General features: G+C 58.3%; 18 protein-coding genes. 7 read left to right on the top strand and 11 right to left on the bottom strand.

Annotated elements, in window-relative coordinates; translation table 11 throughout:
- Window positions 1–20: 20 nt before the first annotated feature.
- From tnpB to L6637_RS38160, 10 genes are all read right to left on the bottom strand, one after another.
- On the bottom strand, window positions 21–212 hold the full coding sequence (gene tnpB / locus L6637_RS38205) for an IS66 family insertion sequence element accessory protein TnpB (protein WP_206733208.1): 192 nt from the start codon (window positions 210–212) through the stop codon (window positions 21–23).
- Window positions 213–235: 23 nt separating this feature from the next.
- Complete coding sequence (tnpA, locus tag L6637_RS38200; protein ID WP_128929741.1) at window positions 236–637, bottom strand: IS66-like element accessory protein TnpA; 402 nt, start codon at window positions 635–637, stop codon at window positions 236–238.
- A gap of 296 nt (window positions 638–933) precedes the next feature.
- On the bottom strand, window positions 934–1,635 hold the full coding sequence (locus L6637_RS38195) for a branched-chain amino acid ABC transporter ATP-binding protein (RefSeq protein WP_128929742.1): 702 nt from the start codon (window positions 1,633–1,635) through the stop codon (window positions 934–936).
- Window positions 1,628–2,362, bottom strand: a complete 735-nt coding sequence (locus L6637_RS38190; protein ID WP_128929743.1) for an ABC transporter ATP-binding protein — start codon at window positions 2,360–2,362, stop codon at window positions 1,628–1,630. Before L6637_RS38190 ends, L6637_RS38195 begins: the two co-directional genes overlap by 8 nt.
- Window positions 2,349–3,386 carry a branched-chain amino acid ABC transporter permease gene (locus L6637_RS38185; protein ID WP_128929744.1) on the bottom strand — a complete coding sequence of 346 codons (1,038 nt, stop codon included), beginning with the start codon at window positions 3,384–3,386 and terminating at the stop codon, window positions 2,349–2,351. Before L6637_RS38185 ends, L6637_RS38190 begins: the two co-directional genes overlap by 14 nt.
- A 78-nt stretch (window positions 3,387–3,464) precedes the next feature.
- Window positions 3,465–4,685: a substrate-binding protein gene (locus L6637_RS38180; RefSeq protein WP_128929745.1), complete on the bottom strand. Its 1,221-nt coding sequence runs from the start codon at window positions 4,683–4,685 to the stop codon at window positions 3,465–3,467.
- A gap of 4 nt (window positions 4,686–4,689) precedes the next feature.
- On the bottom strand, window positions 4,690–5,547 hold the full coding sequence (locus L6637_RS38175) for a branched-chain amino acid ABC transporter permease (protein WP_128929746.1): 858 nt from the start codon (window positions 5,545–5,547) through the stop codon (window positions 4,690–4,692).
- Between the two features lie 33 nt (window positions 5,548–5,580).
- Window positions 5,581–7,095, bottom strand: coding sequence for an amidase (locus L6637_RS38170; RefSeq protein ID WP_128929747.1), 1,515 nt, complete (start codon window positions 7,093–7,095; stop codon window positions 5,581–5,583).
- Between the two features lie 442 nt (window positions 7,096–7,537).
- Window positions 7,538–7,915 carry a nuclear transport factor 2 family protein gene (locus L6637_RS38165; RefSeq protein WP_128929748.1) on the bottom strand — a complete coding sequence of 126 codons (378 nt, stop codon included), beginning with the start codon at window positions 7,913–7,915 and terminating at the stop codon, window positions 7,538–7,540.
- A gap of 428 nt (window positions 7,916–8,343) precedes the next feature.
- On the bottom strand, window positions 8,344–9,252 hold the full coding sequence (locus tag L6637_RS38160) for an AraC family transcriptional regulator (protein ID WP_232995599.1): 909 nt from the start codon (window positions 9,250–9,252) through the stop codon (window positions 8,344–8,346).
- A gap of 215 nt (window positions 9,253–9,467) precedes the next feature.
- Here L6637_RS38160 and L6637_RS38155 point away from each other — a divergent pair, with 215 nt between their 5' ends.
- From L6637_RS38155 to L6637_RS38125, 7 genes are all read left to right on the top strand, one after another.
- The gene (locus L6637_RS38155) at window positions 9,468–10,409 is read left to right on the top strand and encodes a ribokinase (RefSeq protein WP_128929749.1); all 942 of its coding nucleotides are present in this window, start codon (window positions 9,468–9,470) and stop codon (window positions 10,407–10,409) included.
- Window positions 10,410–10,434: 25 nt separating this feature from the next.
- Window positions 10,435–11,301 (top strand): 3-methyl-2-oxobutanoate hydroxymethyltransferase, encoded by an 867-nt coding sequence (locus tag L6637_RS38150; protein WP_232995600.1) that lies wholly within the window; start codon window positions 10,435–10,437, stop codon window positions 11,299–11,301.
- 98 nt (window positions 11,302–11,399) lie between these two features.
- Window positions 11,400–12,395: a sterol desaturase family protein gene (locus tag L6637_RS38145; RefSeq protein ID WP_128929750.1), complete on the top strand. Its 996-nt coding sequence runs from the start codon at window positions 11,400–11,402 to the stop codon at window positions 12,393–12,395.
- 129 nt (window positions 12,396–12,524) lie between these two features.
- Window positions 12,525–12,845 (top strand): Rieske 2Fe-2S domain-containing protein, encoded by a 321-nt coding sequence (locus tag L6637_RS38140; protein ID WP_128929751.1) that lies wholly within the window; start codon window positions 12,525–12,527, stop codon window positions 12,843–12,845.
- 17 nt (window positions 12,846–12,862) lie between these two features.
- On the top strand, window positions 12,863–13,738 hold the full coding sequence (locus L6637_RS38135) for a sugar phosphate isomerase/epimerase family protein (RefSeq protein ID WP_128955097.1): 876 nt from the start codon (window positions 12,863–12,865) through the stop codon (window positions 13,736–13,738).
- The gene (locus L6637_RS38130) at window positions 13,735–14,967 is read left to right on the top strand and encodes an NAD(P)/FAD-dependent oxidoreductase (RefSeq protein ID WP_128929753.1); all 1,233 of its coding nucleotides are present in this window, start codon (window positions 13,735–13,737) and stop codon (window positions 14,965–14,967) included. Before L6637_RS38135 ends, L6637_RS38130 begins: the two co-directional genes overlap by 4 nt.
- Window positions 14,968–15,421: 454 nt before the next feature.
- On the top strand, window positions 15,422–16,573 hold the full coding sequence (locus L6637_RS38125; protein WP_128929754.1) for a glycoside hydrolase family 88 protein: 1,152 nt from the start codon (window positions 15,422–15,424) through the stop codon (window positions 16,571–16,573).
- A gap of 228 nt (window positions 16,574–16,801) precedes the next feature.
- On the opposite strand, the gene L6637_RS38120 is transcribed toward L6637_RS38125, so the two are convergent.
- Complete coding sequence (locus tag L6637_RS38120; RefSeq protein WP_164934143.1) at window positions 16,802–18,124, bottom strand: MFS transporter; 1,323 nt, start codon at window positions 18,122–18,124, stop codon at window positions 16,802–16,804.
- Window positions 18,125–18,376 lie beyond the last annotated feature (252 nt).

Raw genomic sequence — 18,376 nt, 5'->3', positions numbered from 1 at the left:
CTCTCATAAAGCTGTACGCATCAAATTCGGTTATTCACCTCCTTCATGCTCTGCAGCACACCGTGCCAGATCACCTTCACAAGATCGCTGCGGCGACCGCGGAAGACGAACAAATGACCGCTGAGCGGTTCTTTGCGCAGCACCTCCTGAACTTGGAGGGCCAGCGACAGGAAGCCTCTGCGCATATCCGTGTAGCCTGTCGCCAGCCACACTCGCACATTCCCTGGTACAGCAATCATCGGCGTCCAAGCACATCGAGGACCCGCGCCAGCGCCTCCGGATCGACGTGCGCATCCACCCGGATGCACCGTCGGTTGCCGAGATCGATCTCTATCAATCCAGTACGTGCGGCTGCCGCCGAGCGAACTCGGCCATCAACCGTAGGCAAAAGCTTCGCAGTTTCTTCAGCCGAGGCCGCTACGGCGGCGATCTGCACCGGCGTAAAAGATGGTGCAACTTGTTCCGATGTCCGTGCTTGTCGACGCCAGGTAAACACCAGGCTGGCCGCTACTCCGTTGCGCCGCGCGACTTCAGTTACCTTCGCGCCCGGTACTAGCGTCTCCTCGACAATCCGTGCCTTGTCGTCCTGCGACCAACGCCGCCGCCGCTCAAGCCCGCCCAAAACTTCGACCCGCATCGCCTGATGACCTTAAAGCTAGACTTAAGGTCACACGCTTCGCGAATTACCACCCGTCACGCAAGACGGTCCTCGTCGGAGGCGTACTTTCAAGTGGACGAGAATGTCGGCTCGCTTCGAACGCAGAATGGGGCCCAGCGCGCCTGTGAGCCCGTAGCGGGCGCGTCAAGTTGCTGAGGTCAAGTCAGCAAACTCCGCTGCTGGAGTTTTCCAAACAGCCGCTCAAATCTAGGGAGAAGTCAGCCGAACCGGTCTACGATTAGCGTCGGCCGTCAAAGCAATCTGGAACGCGCCACTTAAGGCGCGAGGTAGCGCAGAAGTTCCGGATTCGTGCGGATATCGGCTGCAGCGCCTTGTAGTGCGATACGGCCGCGATCAAGGACATAGGCCTTGCTCGCCACGCGCAACGCGAGATCGAGGTGCTGTTCGACGATGATGACCGCGATTTCCTTGGCGAGTTCAATGAGACGTTCGGTAATCTCTTCGATGACGCCGATCCAGACGCCCTCGGTCGGCTCATCCAGCAGCAGCAGCTTTGGGTTCCCCAGGAGGGCGCGCCCGATCGCTAACATCTTACGCTCGCCACCAGAAAGCGTACCAGCCGCCTGGTCCAGGCGGTGGCCGAGCTTGGGAAAGATCGCCAGGACCCGATCGATCGCCGAAGCGTCGGTGTTGAAGAGGGAGCCCATTGCAAGATTATCCCGCACTGAAAGGCGTGAGAACACTGAGTGCTCTTGCGGCACATAGCCGATGCCGGCGCGCACGCGTTGCTCGGTCTGGAGCCGATTGAAATCGTGGCCATCGAAGACTACCTCGCCTCTCCAGCTTGGTAGCTCGCCAACGATAGCTTTCATAAGCGTGGTCTTGCCTGCACCGTTGCGCCCAAGCACGGCGGTACCACCACGCCACGGAATGTCGAGGCTCAGGTCAAACAGCACCTGGCTGCGACCATAACCGGCGTCGAGATGTCTTATGTCGAGAAAGCGTTGTTCAAGCACGGCGCAAATAGATCTCCTGGACACTTTTGTCAGCCTGGATCTCAGCGACGCTTCCTGTCGCCAGCACACGGCCCTGGTCGAGGACGGTGAGGCGGTCGCAAATGTCGCGGATGAAATCGAGATCGTGCTCGACGATAACGAGGGAGCAGTGCTCCTTTATTGGTCGCAACAGTTCGCCAGTGACGCGACGCTCCTCCAGGCTCATGCCTCCGGTAGGCTCGTCCAGCAGCAGGAGCCGGGGTTTTCCCGCGAGCGCCATCGCAATCTCCAGCCATTGCTGCTGGCCATGGGATAGCGCTGCTGCTGCATCGAACGCACGATCGGCAAGACGAAACTGGGTGAGCATCATCATGACCTGGTCGTGCAGCTGTCTGCGGCTGCGCGAGAACACAAGATCAAAAAGAGAGCAGTGCCCCTGCAGGGCAAGGAGGATGTTGTCGTAGAGGGTGAGGGATGGCAGAACCGATGTGATTTGGAACTTCAGGCTCATGCCAGCGCGCGCGCGCTCGGTGGGGGTGAATGTGGTAATATCAGTGTTGATGAATCGGACTTTGCCTTGCGTCGGTACCTCCGCCCCCGCGATGCACTTCATCAGCGTGCTTTTCCCCGAGCCGTTCGGCCCGATCAACCCGTGGAACTCGTTCTCGCGGACGGTGAGCGCCGCACCGTCGACTGCCGTGAGCTTGCCGAAGATCTTTCGAATGCCTGCAGCTTCAAGAAGCGGCATGATGCTGCGCCCTCTTCTTGTCTTGCGCTTTGGCGGCGAAACTGCCTACCCGCTCGCGCTCCGTCAACACCAGGCTGATAAGCCCAAGCGGCCGAAAAAGGATTACCAGGAGCAGGAGCACGCCCAGGATGATCGGCCAGATATCGCGGTAATTGTCCGACAGCCAGAAGGAGAGACCTTCGACAATCGCCGTACCGATCACCGCACCGATCAGCGTGCCGGAACCGCCGAACAGAACGTAGAGCACGACTTGCGTGGAGACGACAACGCCAATCATATTGGGCCACACAAAACCCTCGTGGAAGGCATAGAGGCTGCCGCTCAGGCCTGCGATGGCGCCACCGATCGCGAACACTATGGCTTTTAGATGCTGTGTCCGGTAGCCGAAAAAGGCAATGCGTTGCTCGTTCTCGCGGAGGCCTGCGAGTGCAAGACCGAACTGCGAGCGCACCAGGAAACGGCATGCAACGTAGACGATGACAAGAAGCCCTAGTGCCAGATAGTAAAAGTTCGACCCTTCCGATAATTCGTAGGAGCCGAGCGTCATCGGCGGAATCGAGGGAATGCCGTTCTGGCCGCCGAGATAGTACCAGCCACGCGCGAGGCGATCCGCCGCATAGGCACCGGTGAGCGTACCGAGCGAAACGAAGATCATGCTGGCCGGATGCCGTCCGAGTAGGAGGAACCCACCAAGTAGCAGCGCGAATACGAGGCCAATCAGCGTGCCCGCCGGCAGTACCAAAAGGATTGAGGTGATATCGAGGTCGCGCGCAAGCAGCGCAACGCCGTAGCCTGCGGAGCCGAAGAAGAGGGCCTGCCCAAAGCTCATGATTCCGGCATAGCCCCAGACCAGATCGAACGAGAGAGCGAAGAGCGCCAGGATCACAACGCGAGTGGCAAACACCGTAAGATAGTCGTGAAGCATCACCGGAAGGACTAGTGCTCCAATCAGCACTAGTCCTTCGATGATGAGCAGGACACGTCGTGCACGACTGACCTGTCCTGCAAAGGCGATTTCAGCCATGTCAGCCGTCGCACAATTCACTTCTAGCGTGGGCACCGATGGCCTCTCTACCGCGCTTGTCGCTTTCACAGTGATTCGTCAACATTGCCCGGGATCGACAAGCCCATTGCTGCGTTGCACGACTTGAAAAACCCCGCTCTTGCACACGGCCGTGTACATGTTCATCTTACAGTGCCGCTTGCCCGGCACCATCTCGGCGGGGCCGCCCGGACCCTCCGCGATCTTTGCGTGATCGAGCGTCGCAGCAACCGACTCGCGATCGACCTTTCCGGCCTCTTTGACGGCAGCTTCCCAAAGTTTCAGCCCGCGATATGTACTGGGAGCGGCACTGCTCGCGGCAAATAGAGAATCGCCTGGATAGTCCTTATCATAGGCAGCCTGAATTCTGGCGGAGACCGGGTCATCTTTGGCGACGGCTTTGTAATAATCGAGACAACTCGCAAGCCCTTCCATCTCATTGACCGGATGGAGGCTGAGATAATTCTCGTCCTCGTTGACGGCAGCAAGCCGTCCGCCGTTCTTCAGATAGCCCGCTTCATAGAGCTGTTTGAACAAAGGACCGACGCCGGGTGGAATAACGGTGTTAAAGACGGTGTCGGCCTTGTTGGACATGATCGCGTGGACAGTGGCGGAGAAATCCACTTGGTCTAAAGGATAATACTCCTCGAACACGACCTCGCCGCCATTGGCTTCGATTAACTTGCGAGCATATGCATTCAGGTTACGCGGCCAAATGTAGTTGGAACCTGGAAGGGCAAATCTCTTGCCGCCGTTCTTGATCAGCCACGGGATAAATGTGTCGCATTGCTGCGCCGGTGTGGCGCCGCTGCAGAACAGGTATGGCGTGCATTCCCCCCCTTCATAAAATTGCGGATAGATATAGAGCGTCTTGCCCCGAGAAACGATCACATCCTTGATCGCATTGCGCATTGAGCTCGCGAGGCCGCCTAGGACCATGTCCACCTTGTCCCGCTGGATCAGCTTGCGCACGTTGCCTACAGCGACCGATTCATTGGAGGCGGTGTCTTCGATGTACAGCTCGATCGGCCGGCCCAAAAGACCACCTGAATTGTTGATCTCCTTGATGACCATTTTGGCGACGTTGGCATCCGCCTTTCCGGCAAAGCCGATCGGGCCGGTCAGATCGATCGCGATGCCGACCTTGATGGGACCTTCGGCCGCATTGGCCCAGTCGGGACGGATCACCCAGCTACTCGCTCCTGTGGCGATTGCACCGGCCGTGAAGGCAAAGTTCGAAAGGAAACGACGGCGTGTGAAATTGAGTCGATCAACAGCCATATGACTACACTCCCCCTTGCGCGATGAGGCCTTGCGGCCGACACTTGATGAAAACAATGGCAAGCAAGAAGACGAGCACATCGGCGAGGACCGGAGGGATAACCCAGGGCAGCGCCGCGCTGAGAGCGCCGATGATACCGGCTCCTGCCACTGGGCCCATAAAGGAGCCGACACCGCCAAGCATGACGGCGACAAATCCCTGGATCAGAAAGCGAATTCCGAGATCTGCAAACAGATCGAACACCGGCACGATAAGCGCCCCGGCGAGCCCGGCCAAAGCTGCGCCGAAGGCAAAGGTGGTGCCATAGATGAAATTCGTCGAAACCCCGGAGGCGCGCGCTAGCGCCGGATTTTCCAGGGTCGCCCGAACGCGCAAGCCGAAGCTTGTGCGGGACAGGAGCAGAAAGCAGCCCCCCATCACCAAAGCCGTGATCACGAGAATCGTAAAGCGCCAAGCTGAGATGTGTATCGTGGCGATATCTATGGATCCACCGATAGGCTCCGGAACCGTCAGATAAAACCCGCCAATTAGGCCCCGCACAGACTCCCGGATGATAAGACCGAGCGCATAGGTGCCGAGCATTGCAACGATCGGTGCGGCATAGAAGCGGCGGATGATGAGCGCTTCGAGTACGAAACCCAGCAATCCGACTAAGATCGGTGCCGCCGCCATACCGAGCCAAACCGGGAGACCATGACTATAGGCGAGATAAGTAATATAAGCGCCGAGCAGGACGAACTCACCCTGGGCAAAGTTGAAGATGCCCATCATGCTCGCGATGATTCCTAGCCCAAGCACGATCAACACGATAATCGCACCGAAGCTCAGGATCTCGAATGCCGCCATGAATGCACTAGTCATATGCCGCGATCCAGTCGCACTATCGTCTCGGCCTCACATCTTCTTCCAGTCGCCTATCTGTTCGAAGGCATGGGCGGCGCGGTAGATGGTGGATTCCTCGAAGTGGCGACCGACCAGCATTAGGCCCACTGGCAGGCCGTCGACCATTCCGCAGGGCAGCGACATAGCTGGATGATGCGTAATGTCGAATGGCGCGGTGTTGGTGAACATCTCAATCGCGCGCGTGAAGTAGTCCTCGCGACTGGCATTGGATGGCGGCAGCGGGGTTGCCTTCATCGGCGTCGTCGGCATGAGGAGGAGATCATAGCTCTCGAGAGCTTTGTCATATGCCGTAGCGAGGCGGCGGGAGATGTTGAGCGCCTTGCCGTAAAACCTGGACCCGAAGGTGTTGTTGATATAGGTCCCCCACAACATAAACAGCTTGTTAGTCTCGGACAATGAGTCCGCCTTCTGCCGCCACCCGCGATGGAAATCCATCAGGGAGGTTGGATAAAGATCGCCTCGGCTGAGACCATAGCCGTCACCGAACATCATGGTCTGGACAGCCCCCTCAGTTCCGATGGGGGTCCAGATCGCCGCGCCTAGAAGGTGCATCGGAATCGAGACGATCTCTACGGTCGCGCCGAGATCTTTGAAGCGCTTTGCGGCCTCACGCACGCTTTCGTTCACGGCAGCTTCTGCGGACGGCTGCTCGAAGCCCTCCTTGAGGATACCAATCTTCATCCCTTTGATGCCCGCACCCAAGGCCTTGGTGTATTCATCCACCTTCGGAGCCTTGATGCGCGAATCGTAGCCGTCGTCGCCGGCGATCACCTCGAGTAGCAGGGCGTTGTCGGCCACCGTTGCCGTAATCGGCCCGGTGTGGTCGATAAAGATCTCAATCGGCATTATTCCTGTATAGGGAACGAGACCCCAAGTCGGCTTCATACCGTACGTGCCGCAGAATGAGGATGGCATTCGGATCGAACCGCCCTGATCGCCGCCGATCGCAATGTCGACCTCGCGTAGTGCGACCACAACCCCGCTTCCGGAGGAAGAACCGCCGGCCGAATAGCCCATCTTGTGTGGATTGTGGACCGGGCCAGTCGCGTTGGTGTGGCTGCCGCCAGAGAGACAGAAGGCTTCGCAGTGAACCTTGCCCACAATTTCGGCGCCAGCATCAAGCATGCGTGTAACGATGGTGGCGTCAAAATCGGGTACGTAGCCTTCGAGGGTGGCCGAGCCATTCATCATAGGCACTCCGGCCAACATAATGTTGTCCTTCAAGGCAACGGTCTTGCCTTTCAGTTTTCCGCTGCCGGCGCCTTTGATGTTGGTTTTGCGGTACCAAGCATTGCGAGTGTTTTCGTCTGGCGATGGCCGATAGCCGGGCGTCCGCGGATATTTGACCACGGGCAACTCGTCGGGCATCGCGGCAACGAGATTGTATGCGTCCAGCGAGCCCCGCATCAAACCGCGGAACGAGGCGACATCTTCGTCGGTCAACGAAAGACCACACTGCTTGGCAACTTCGAGAAGCTGGGTGGGAGTCGGAAGGGAAACTGACACGCGGCTCTCCTGAAAGGTTGATCCCGTCATTGGGACACGCGGCGTTCTTCTGTCGTGGCCGCTTATCAGATTAGCCGTAGGTAAAGCGCAGCAGGGCGCTCGGCCCCAGAAGGTGCGCAACGCAAGTTGGGTAATATTGGGTAAAACGACGCTGAATGCGTCTGCCAGTGCAGGCGTTTCGCCGATCTGTCCTGCCTCGCCGGCTTGTCTTTGAGCCCTTAGGTCTTTTTGACGGGCTGGTAAGGCGACAAGTGAACCGGTCTCGTCACCTTAGAGTTGAAATATGGCACGGATCTGACAATGCAGCGGATTACATCAGAGGCCTAAGCATTTCAAAGTAACAACCAGCCAATTTCGGCGATCACGCGCTTCCCCTAACTGGCGCGAACTGCCGCGCGCCAAGCTCACGATCGTACGCGCATTCGCCACCACCTTAATCCACCTAAAGGGGGGTGGTAGATGAATGATGGTGTAAAATCTTCCAGGAGGCATCATGACGGCGCAGCACAAACGTAAATCGGGCGGGTGTCGCCACTTGCAGATCATGCCGCGTTTCAGAAAAGACATAATTTCCGACGGCCATAACAATGTCAGCCGCCAAGCTGACGCAATGACATACGTCAAATTTTACCCTTGCGGTGCCATGGAAGTAGGTGCGTATTTCTGCGACACCGATGTAGAGCGTGGAACTAGACGTACCGTGAAGCAAGGCATCATCTGCGTATAACGCAACAAGATACTCCGGCTTGCCAGAGTTGAACGCTCGCGCCCAAGCTTCCAAGAAGGCACGCACATCCAGCACAACTTTGTCGTTGTTCACGATGAACGCCTCTTCAGCGGAGAAATGGCGACCGGAAGCGATAAGAGTGGGTTGGCCTTACCATCTGATATAAGGAAACCTCTTGCATATGCACTGCATTTTTGATCCGTTCGTTCATGCTTCCGACTGCGCGCTCATCCACGATCTTGTTGAGGTCGCTGCTTGTCAGCGGAGCGCAACGTTTTTTGCAAGCTCGCCTCCTCTATGCAGCTTGTCGGTCATTATGTTCTCATTGCGAGCCAGCAGTACCTTCGCCACCCCGTCCGGGTCCACACCAAATTGGTGATGGGGCCGCAAAAGAATTGGCGCGAACTCAACAAGTACGGACCGAGTTCAGAAGTGTTCGCAGAGGATCAGGGGCAGCGACGTGAAGTCGCTGCTTCGAGCCCTTGATCGCCGCGTATACGACGCAGCCCTGATACACCGGCTTATCTTCCCTCAGCTCGCCGCCAGGTGCTGGGACTGGTGCCAGTGCTGCGCTTAAATTCACGGCTGAAGTGATAGACGTCACAAAAACCGCAGCGTTCGGCGATTGCGCCGAGCCCAGCGTCACTTTCCAAGAGCAGCTTTTGCGCCATCATGATCCGCTCTCGAATCAACAAGCGCCTTGGGCTGATCTGCAGATGCCCTTGAAATAGCCGCCGCGTCTGTGCGGCGCTGAGGCCAGTGACCGAGGCGAGTTCATCGGCGTGCCAGGATCGCTCCGGGGACTGCCGCATCTTTAAAATGATGGCTCGCAATGGGGCCGGGAGACGGGATTCACCGTGCTTCGAGGAAGGTGCTGCGATGAGGTGAAGCAGTTCCGCCACGAGGCAGTTAAGTGCCAAATCGACGTTATCATCCCTGGCGCGCAAGACATCAAATAGTCTTGCGAACCACCGTTCGATCTCGTTCGGCACTGATATCGTTGCTAGCGTTGCTCCGGTGCCGAACACCTTTCGCCGAATGGCCGCACAGTCGGGCCCGTCGATCCGCACCCACAGAACAGTCCAGGGATCATTTTCATCCGGCCAGTGCGCATGCGACGTTTCGTTGGCAATCCAGATCAACTGACCGCGCTCAACAGTCGATGTCCTGCCTTCGCTGACTACAAAGCCGCGCCCAGCGGAGCAGTATAGAATGTCCTGGCCCGGATAATTGTCTCGAGCGATGTGATGATCACGTGCGGTGATGGCCTTGCCCGCCCTAAGTACCGTAAAGGCGCATCGGGTCCAGGCAGCATCAGGGAGGACGTACTGATGGCTCTCAGGAAAAAGTGTGCGCTGCGGCAAGCCGGCCATGCGCGTTTTATATAAATTGAAGCGTGCTTTGTCCATTCCCGCTGGGGCTTTCTGCATCTAGGCTCGATGTCAATGACTAACAAATGAGCTCGTGATCAGGCTCCCGGATGCACGTTTTGTATCCATAGAGATCGCTGAGGGAGCTCAGGGAGGACCGGTGCCGATGCTCACGGCCCACGAAACTGCGCCACCGCGCGCAGGGCCCTTGTGGCGACGTGGTGGAGGCATTCCACGCCACGCCTTGATCTCAGGCACTTTCAGGGGAGGAATTGATGAGTAAACCGAGAATTACCGTCGTCGGCAGCTTCGCCGTAGGACTGACCATTCGCGCTCCGAACATCCCGGTCTTCGGGGTCACGATGTTAGGCAGCAGTTTCGATATGGGCCCGGGCGGAAAAGGTTCGAATCAGGCTGTTGCCACTGCGCGGCTCGGGGCGGACTCGTCGCTGGTTGCGATCATCGGCAAAGACCAATTCGCAGATATTGGCATTGATCTGTACAAGGCCGAGGGCGTCGATACGGCGCATGTCAAGCAGATCACCGAGAAGCCGACGGCGGTTGGCTTCATCATCCTCAATGAGCGAGGCGAGAACTTCATTATCATGGATTATGGCGCCACAAACGCCATGGATCCGGCTTTTGTCGATCGCGCCGAGAGCCGCATTCGCGAGAGCGACCTCGTCATGGCGGTCCTGGAGCCGCCGGTCGAGGTGGCTATGCGGGCGATGGAGCTCGGTCGCAAATACGGTAAGAAAACCATTCTCAATCCGGCGCCGGCCGCACCGCTGCCGGATGAAATCTTCCCGTTGGTCGATTTCCTGACGCCGAATGAAAGCGAACTTCGCATCCTGCTCGGTCTGCGCCCGGATGATCCGCGGCCCTCGCGCGAGCTGGTCGATCTGTTGCGCAAGCGCGGGGCCGCCAACGTGATCGTGACGCTTGGCGACCGTGGTGTACTGATCGTCACCGACAAGGTCGATACCACCATTCCGGCTGCAGTGGTCGACGTAGTGGACACGACGGGTGCTGGCGACGCGTTCAATTCCGGCTTCGCCGTGGCTCTGGCGGAAGGGCGGGATGTGATCGAGGCCGCGCGCTTCGGGGTGTGCTGCGGTGCCCTGGTCTGCACAAAGCTAGGGGTCATTCCCGGCATGGCGAGGCGCGCCGCAGCAGACGAGATGTATCGCACAATGCGCGCCTCGGCTGCAGAATGAGAGAGCAACAAGAAATCAATGCGCCTTGGGCGCGAACAGTGAGAACTGGAACGATATGCCGCGGATTTACGATTGGGCGGCGCGCGAGGCCGAGCGCACGGTGACGGTGGCCGACCTGCGCGCTTCCCGAAAGTCGGGCAAGCGCTACACTCAGGTCACTGCCGAGACCGCCGAGGAGGCAGCGGCCGCGGAGCAGGCCGGCATTGAAATGCTGGTGACCCGCGCCCGCAACGTGGAAGCCGTACGGAGGGGCTCAAAGCACCTCTTCGTCACCGCCGCGTTGGGCTTTGCCGATGCTGTAACACAGGACGACATCCTTCGTACCGCCTTGAAGGCGCTAAGCGACGGGGCCGATGCGGTGATCACCGCACGCGGCATGGCGACCGTCTCAATGCTCGCGGCCGAGGATATTCCGGTTGTCGGTCACTTGGGCCTCGTTCCCAGAAAATCGACCTGGCTCGGAAGGCTTCGCGCCTTCGGCAAATATGCGGAGGAAGCCTTGGCACTCTTCCAGCGCTTCCGACGTCTAGAAGAAGCCGGCGCTTTTGCGGTGGAATGCGAGGTCATCCCAGCCCGGGTCATGTCGGAAATTCGCCGGCGGATCGGACTGGTGACCGTCTCGCTCGGCTCCGGACCGGATGCTGACGTGATCTTTCTATTCACCGAGGACATATGCGGTGGCGAAGGCCGGCGGCCCCGGCACGCTCGGGTCTATGGAGATCTTCAGGCCCTGCAGGAGCGCATCAAACAGGAGCGCGTGAAAGCTCTCAGCGCATTCCGTGCTGACGTCACCGCAAATGGCTTTCCAGGCCCGCAGGAAATATCGGACATCGCCGACGATGAATATGCGGCCTTCGTGTCGAGACTAAAAGACTCGGGCTTTGGCGATTGATCTAAAGCTCTTGCGACGGCGACGAGAGCTGATCTCAATCAGCCGGCGAAGGATCTAACACACGAGCTGTCTGCCTTGAAGCGGCAATGGAGTGCAATATGGACGAAGCATTGTACGGCACGCGCGATAAGCGGGGCAATTGGGTACCAAAGAAGAAGCCCGAACGTGCGCCGATTTTTGTCTGGCCGGTGCAACCGCTGAAAATACTGCGCTGGTTACCGGGCTATCTCCTGCCCTGGAATACGGTCTATTTCCTGATCTCTCTTGTATCGTGGACTTATCTCACTCCATCGCTCGATACGATGCGAGAACTCCACGCCGACTGGATACTGCTCATTCTGCTTCGTAACACCGCTTTGACTCTCCTCCTCTACGGCACCTTCCATTTCATTCTTTATATCGAGCGGCGTCAGCAGACGGCGTTTAAATACAATGCAAAGTGGCCGGATGCGCACAACCCGACCTTCATGTTCGGAAGTCAGACGGCCGAGAACATATTCTGGACCATGTGCAGCGCCGTGCCTGTATGGAGTGCATATGAGGCGCTCACCTGGTGGATGTACGCGAACGACCGCTTGCCTTACGTCGATTTCGCAGCGCATCCGCTATATTGTGCTGCACTCGTGCTGGTGATGCCGGCGTGGCGCGAACTGCACTTTTACCTCATTCACCGCCTCATCCATATTGGGCCGCTGTACCATCTCATCCACAAGGTCCACCACAAGAACGTCAATCCGGGGCCGTGGTCCGGCCTCTCGGCGTCGACACTGGAACACATCGCTTACTTCTCAGGGGTATTGATTCATTTCGTTCTTCCGTCCCATCCGCTGCACGCAATGTTTCAGCTGATGCACGCGGGACTGTCCCCCGCAAAGTCACATACCGGTTTCGACCGCGTGGTCGTGGATGATGCGAAGGCGATCAGCACCGACAACTTCTACCATTACCTGCACCACAAGTATTTCGAGGTGAACTACGGTGAACGCCGCATCCCGCTCGACGAGTGGTTCGGCACGGCTCACGACGGCTCTCCAGAGGCCGACGAGAGAATGTATAAGCGCATAAAGGCCAAGAAGTGGGTGCGCGGCGGTTAGCGCCGAAGCGGGGAGGCTCCGAAGGCCTGTCACGTTGAGGCAGCCCTTGCGCCGCAACGGTACTGGCGCACGCTGCGCGACTGAGCCACAGCCGATTGATCGCCGCCAGTTGAAGATTGAGGACTAGATATGACTAAACAAGCTGAATGGGTGGCGGCCTGCGCTGCGGACGCTTTGAGGCCTGAAGAGGTTCGCCGCCTCGATCACGGCGGCCGCACGTTTGTGATTGTTCGCTCGCCCGAGGGCGATTACTTCGCGATGGACGGCCACTGCTCACACGAGAAGGTCCATCTTGCGGATGGCATTGTCGATGGCGGAATTATCGAATGCCCGAAACACTTCGGCACCTTCGACTATCGAACGGGCGAGTCGCGTGCGCTGCCCGCATGCGTCGACTTGCAGAGTTACGAGGTAAAAATCGAGAATGGCATTGTTATGGTCAAGGTCTGAGCGGGTGAGAGCTGCGGATGACCTCACAGCGTTTACTTGTCTTGCAGTCCCTCTGGGCCATGGAGCGGCGGCAGCCTGACGGTTTCGAACGTTCTCTCGATGAAAACCTGGCGATGATACAGCAAGCGGGGTTCGACGGGATCTCTACGTCCTGCAATGATCCAGGACGCGTCAACCTGATCGCACGCGCTTTGAACGGTTCCGGGCTTGCAGTCGAGGGCATGTGCTTCCCGCAGACGATCGATCACTTGAAGTCTGCCATCGACCTCGCCAAGCAGATCAACGTTCTGCATCTCAACGTCCAGCCAGACATCCGTCCGCGCAGGGTCAGCGATTGTATCCCGCTGCTGGATGGCTGGATCAGGGTGGCGGAAGAGGCAGGCATGCCGATCTACTTCGAAACGCATCGCAACAGGATGACCACGGATCTCCTCTTTACTCTCGATCTGATGGACGAGGTGCCCGGGATGCGGATCCTTGCCGATTTGTCGCACATCCTGCTGGGTCGGGAGTTCTGGTATCCCATCTCGGACGAGGATGAAGCGCTGGTGCGGCAGGTGCTCGATCGCGCTTGGGCGTTTCATGGACGGGTTGCATCTCGCGAGCAAATTCAGGTTGAGATCACGTTTCCTCAGCACAGGATATGGCTGGATCTGTTCCTGGGGTGGTGGAAATACGGGTTCCGAAGCTGGCGAAAGCGCGCAGGCACGGGTGCCTGCCTTAGTTTTACCTGCGAACTTGGCCCGCAGCCCTATGCGATCACCGATCGGCAAGGCAAGGACACGACGGATCGTTGGGAGGAAGCTCTTCTTCTTAGGTCCCTAGTCCGTGACCTCTTCGATAGCGTGGCCAGTGAGGAGCAGGCTCTGCCTGCAAGAGGGGTGGCCATTTGAGTACTCATTCGACGATTGCCATTGTTGGCGCCGGCGAAGCTGGCACGGCAGCCGCCCTGGCGCTGCGCGAGCGCGGCTGGGAAGAGAGCGTGGTGTTGATCGGCAACGAAAGCAGTCTCCCGTATGAGCGCCCTCCTCTCTCCAAAGCAGTTCTGGTCGATGAGACGAGGCCTGGGCCGAAGACGATTGTGACGTCAGAGCGGCTTTCCGAATTGAAGATCGATTATCGCCACGGCTGTGAGGTGGTCTCGATTGATCGCACGGCCAGCATGGTGATTCTCTCGAATGGGGCCAAGATAGGCTATCATCGCCTCCTCTTGGCCACTGGCGCTCGTCCGCGTGACCTGAACGTGCCAATTGCTGAGGGATCAAGGGTCGCAACGCTTAGGTCGTATGAGGATGCCACACGCCTTCGCGAGTTAATCGGCCAAGGCTGCGAGATGGCTGTGATCGGCGGCGGCTTTATCGGGCTCGAGGTTGCTGCGAGCTCGATCTTGCGAGGCGCTTCGGTCATCGTCTTCGAAGCAGGATCGCGCATACTTTCCCGGGCAGTGCCAGTTGGCATAGCTGAACTGATCAGGGCCAAGCACGAGCGTTCTGGGGTACGGATCGAGACAACGGCAGTCGTTGAACGTATCGAGCTTTGTGAAGGACGCTCCTGCGTGGTACTGGCCGGGGGCCAAAGACATCTTGCCGATCTCGTGATCGTGGGGGTCGGTGCAACCCCCAACGTCGAACTGGCGCAAGCGGCGGGGCTCGCTGTCGACAACGGCATCGCGCTTGACGAAATGCTGGCCACATCGGATCCGCGCGTATTCGCAGCGGGGGACTGCTGTTCCTTTCCACATCGCCTTTACGGAAAGCGGATCAGGCTGGAAGCTTGGCGCAACGCGCAGCGGCAAGGGGTGATTGCGGCGGCGAATATGGTGGGCGAGGATCGTCCGTATGACGATCTCCCCTGGTTCTGGTCGGACCAATACGATGAGACTTTGCAAATGGTCGGCCTCTGCTGCGGCGGAGAAATCCCGGTCGTCAGAAGCCTAGGCCCGAGGGGCCAACTTCTATTCTCCCTTGTCGACGGCGGGCGCCTCGTGGCTGCTTGTGGGTTTGGAAGCCTCGGCGCCGTTGCGAAGGAAATCCGAGTTGCAGAGACGATCATTAGGCGGGAACTGAAGGTCGAGGCAGAGGCGCTCGCTAATCCGGCGCTGAACTTGAAGCAGCTTCTTTAGTGACTACTGCCGCGGCGCAGGTCACCCGGCAAGCAAGTCACCTGGCAAAAGGACATGCGCCACGCGGGCTACCGAATGCTCGCCCATTGGGCGTAGCGGCAATCCCTCGTCAGAGGCTGGATGCGGCGTTTGTCGAGCCAGGACGACCGTTGAGAAGGCTCGATCGATAGATCAACTTCGGGCCGGCGCGCCAGCGCTCCACTGTGCGCCAATATCCCTGCAAGCAAACGCAGACTACTTTGATACCGCGCTGAACATCATGCGCTGCTTTTCGGGACCTGGCGGCATCACGCTGGGAGCCCGATTGAATGTAGCAAGACCTACCTCGTTGAGCAAATACACTATCCCAATTTCAGATTGATATAATGCAATAATCATGAGAAGCTCTCAAGTGAAGCAATGGTGAGAACCCGCTTTCAGGTGGAACCATCCTGCATTTTCACGAGGAGCTTTGATGAGCATAGACTGGGAAGAAGCGATCGCACGTATGATGCGGCGGATCGAGAATACAGCTCAACAAGTTGGCGACGCCTATCCACATTGGGCAGATCCGGAGAGCGGCACCTGGACGACAACTTCAAACGGAGACTGGACCGGCGGCTATTGGCTGGGGATGCTTTGGCTTGCCTCGCGGAGTAACGGCGGCGAGCGCTTCAGAGATCTTGCAGAACGAGGTTGCGAGCGTCTTGAACCGCGCGTCTCGGCCGATACCGCGTTCAAGGCTGCGACCTTCTATTACGGGGCCGGACTGGGTTCGCTGCTCACCGGAAGTCACCGCGCGCGGACGCTCGGCCTTGCGGCGGCACGAGATCTGAAGCAACGCTACAACCATCACCTTGGTCTTGTGCCCCTTGGCGCGAATGCCGAGGAGGGCGCTGACGTGGGAGCCACTGCAAGCAGCGTCGACAGTTTGGTCGTCTCATTGCTGCTGTTTTGGGCCGCTCGAACTCTAGACGACCGCGCGATGCGCGAAGTGGCTGCCAATCATACGGATAAAGTTCTGACCGTCCATCAGCGTGAGGACGGATCCTTCATCCAGTCCTCCTCCCTCGATCCCGAGACCGGCAAGGTTCTCCGACGCTACACACACAAGGGCTTCAGCGAGAACAGCGTTTGGGCAAGAGCACAGGCGTGGGGCGTGGTGTGCTCGACGATCAGCTACTTTTCCGGCGGCGGAGAGGAGCGATGGCGTCAAGCCGCCATGAACGGGGCCGACTGGTGGCTCGCCCATGTGCCAGATGATTGCGTGTCGTACTGGGATTTTGACGCTCCTAAAGCGCCCAACGTCGAGCGGGACACTGCGGCGACCGCTTTTATGGCATCGGCTCTTCTAAAATTGAGCTCGATTGCGCCGACTGACAGTAAGCGGCGGCAATACCGTAGCGCCGGAGAACGCACCGCTTTGGCGCTGGTCGAACGATATCTCACTCCGGTTCATAAGAACGATAGCCGTCCAGCCGGCATGCTGGTGGAAGGATGCTTCAACAAGCGCGGGGATTCGAGAGCCGAGGACTACGTCAGTAATGCCGAATTGATCTTTGGTAGCTACTACTTGTTCGAGGCGCTTCATTTGCTAACCGGCAGGTTGCGGCCTGAAGAAATCTAAAATGGCACTCGCTGCTGGCGAAGGCCAGCGGCGAGCGCTCTCTGTGTCACTCTCGCGTTACCCCGGCCGAAATCCTTAAAGCGGCTTGGAACGGACCTAGGGGCGCATTTGACGGCTGGAGAGATCAAGGGTTTCTTGTTCAGCCGCTGTTCCACTGAGACCATTGCCTTTCCAGAGGGGAGCCGCCGATCGGCCGGACCTCTCTGGAGTGCCCTAACAAGACTGTTATCACTCGCCTACATAGATGCAGCCGCGCTTTTTAGCGATCTGATATACGACCACGCTGAGCAAAGCGACGAGCGACCCGTAGATTGGGAACATCCATGCCATGTCCTCGCGTTGCAACCATACCAGCAGGTAGGGCGTGGTACCGCCGAAAATTGTCACACCGATTGCGTAACCAAGGGCGACGCCTGTCGTTCTCACTGTGCGCGGCATCAAGGTTGTGGCTATGAAGTTGTAGAGAGCCATATTGCAGCCCACCATGGCCCCGCCAACCAGCATCACCATGGCGTAGGTCAGAAGGCTTTGGTGTGAATAGAGCAGCGTCAGGAAGAATGCTGGGATGAGCAGAAGGCGCATCAAGATGAACGCGCGCGAGGGCTTTATCTTGTCTGCAAACGCACCGATGGCAGGTGAAAAGACCATCCAGCAAAATCCCATGAGGGTCAGGATGCCGTACACCCACGTGCTGTTTTCCTTGAAAACACCATTGGCGATGTTGGGCAGGCCCACGTTGTACGTGTAGTTGGCGAGCTGCACCGAGCCGATCACCAAAATCACGGCCAGAAGCGACAGTCGCACATTCCAGAGCGCCTTCCAAACGCCGCCGGTGGTTTTCTGAACGCGCGACATCTCGTCATGATGCATAGCGCGGGCGATCAATGTTTCCGGGATTGCTTGGCGCAGGAAGAAGATGAGGACGCCAAGCAGGCCTCCGACCGCAAACGGCACTCGCCAAGCCCACTCGCGCATGACCTCGGGGGCGACGGCCGCGCTCACCAGAAAAGCGACGAGGCTTGCTCCGATCGAACCCAACATGATGAATGTACCGTTGATCAAGCCGAGATACCGCCCCTCCTCACCTGGTGGTGCCAACTCGATGGCGATTGCATTGGCGACGCCCGCCTCTGCGCCAGTGGCAAGCCCTTGCATCAGTCGAAGAATGACCAGCGCTGCAGTGGCAAGGGTCCCGATGTCCTTATGAGCCGGCAAGATCGCAATCAGGAACGAAGATAGCGCCATGACCGTAACAGCGATCATCATGACGCGTTTATGGCTGATGCGATCTGCGATAGGACCAAGCAAAGCCGCTCCCAGAGGCCGCGCAATGAATCCGGCTCCAAATACGGCAAATGCTCCCAGCAGCGAAACGACCGGGTCATTTGAAGGGAAGAAGTGGGGAGATAGAAAAGCCGCCATGAAGCCGTAGACTTGCCAGTCATACCACTCCAGCGCGACGCCTCCGCCCAGACCAATAGTCATTGATCTCGTTGCAACTTGCTTCTCGGGCTGAATGAAATCGATAGAAGGTTGGGCCATTGTTTGCATGGGTCTGCTTCCGCTCATTGGGTAAGACTGCTTAAGCCTTGCGCGGCAAGCGCGAATGCGCGCCGGCCTGTCGCTTGTTGGCCTGCTCAAGGCGCTGAGATTTCTGGCGGCACGCCCGTAAATGGACGCTGGCGCGATCGAAGGCAGCTGATCGGGCTTCCTTCATTCCAATCGTCTGTGTAACAGCCCGCGGGCGGGCTTATGTCCCAACTCCATGGTCCCTCCTGTAGCAATGCGCCCTTCTGCGGGACG

Origin of the sequence: Bradyrhizobium zhengyangense (assembly GCF_022012435.1) — a bacterium.
In the GTDB taxonomy this organism is placed as follows: domain Bacteria; phylum Pseudomonadota; class Alphaproteobacteria; order Rhizobiales; family Xanthobacteraceae; genus Bradyrhizobium; species Bradyrhizobium zhengyangense.
This window is presented reverse-complemented; position numbering and strand designations above follow the sequence as displayed.

Coding starts and splice junctions, on each gene's coding strand:
- tnpA (WP_128929741.1), bottom strand. CDS start 637: ATGCGGGTCGAAGTTTTGGGCGGGCTTGAGCGGCGGCGGCGTTGGTCG.
- L6637_RS38190 (WP_128929743.1), bottom strand. CDS start 2,362: ATGCCGCTTCTTGAAGCTGCAGGCATTCGAAAGATCTTCGGCAAGCTC.
- L6637_RS38185 (WP_128929744.1), bottom strand. CDS start 3,386: ATGGCTGAAATCGCCTTTGCAGGACAGGTCAGTCGTGCACGACGTGTC.
- L6637_RS38180 (WP_128929745.1), bottom strand. CDS start 4,685: ATGGCTGTTGATCGACTCAATTTCACACGCCGTCGTTTCCTTTCGAAC.
- L6637_RS38175 (WP_128929746.1), bottom strand. CDS start 5,547: ATGACTAGTGCATTCATGGCGGCATTCGAGATCCTGAGCTTCGGTGCG.
- L6637_RS38160 (WP_232995599.1), bottom strand. CDS start 9,252: ATGCAGAAAGCCCCAGCGGGAATGGACAAAGCACGCTTCAATTTATAT.
- L6637_RS38155 (WP_128929749.1), top strand. CDS start 9,468: ATGAGTAAACCGAGAATTACCGTCGTCGGCAGCTTCGCCGTAGGACTG.
- L6637_RS38145 (WP_128929750.1), top strand. CDS start 11,400: ATGGACGAAGCATTGTACGGCACGCGCGATAAGCGGGGCAATTGGGTA.
- L6637_RS38140 (WP_128929751.1), top strand. CDS start 12,525: ATGACTAAACAAGCTGAATGGGTGGCGGCCTGCGCTGCGGACGCTTTG.
- L6637_RS38135 (WP_128955097.1), top strand. CDS start 12,863: ATGACCTCACAGCGTTTACTTGTCTTGCAGTCCCTCTGGGCCATGGAG.
- L6637_RS38125 (WP_128929754.1), top strand. CDS start 15,422: ATGAGCATAGACTGGGAAGAAGCGATCGCACGTATGATGCGGCGGATC.
- L6637_RS38120 (WP_164934143.1), bottom strand. CDS start 18,124: ATGCAAACAATGGCCCAACCTTCTATCGATTTCATTCAGCCCGAGAAG.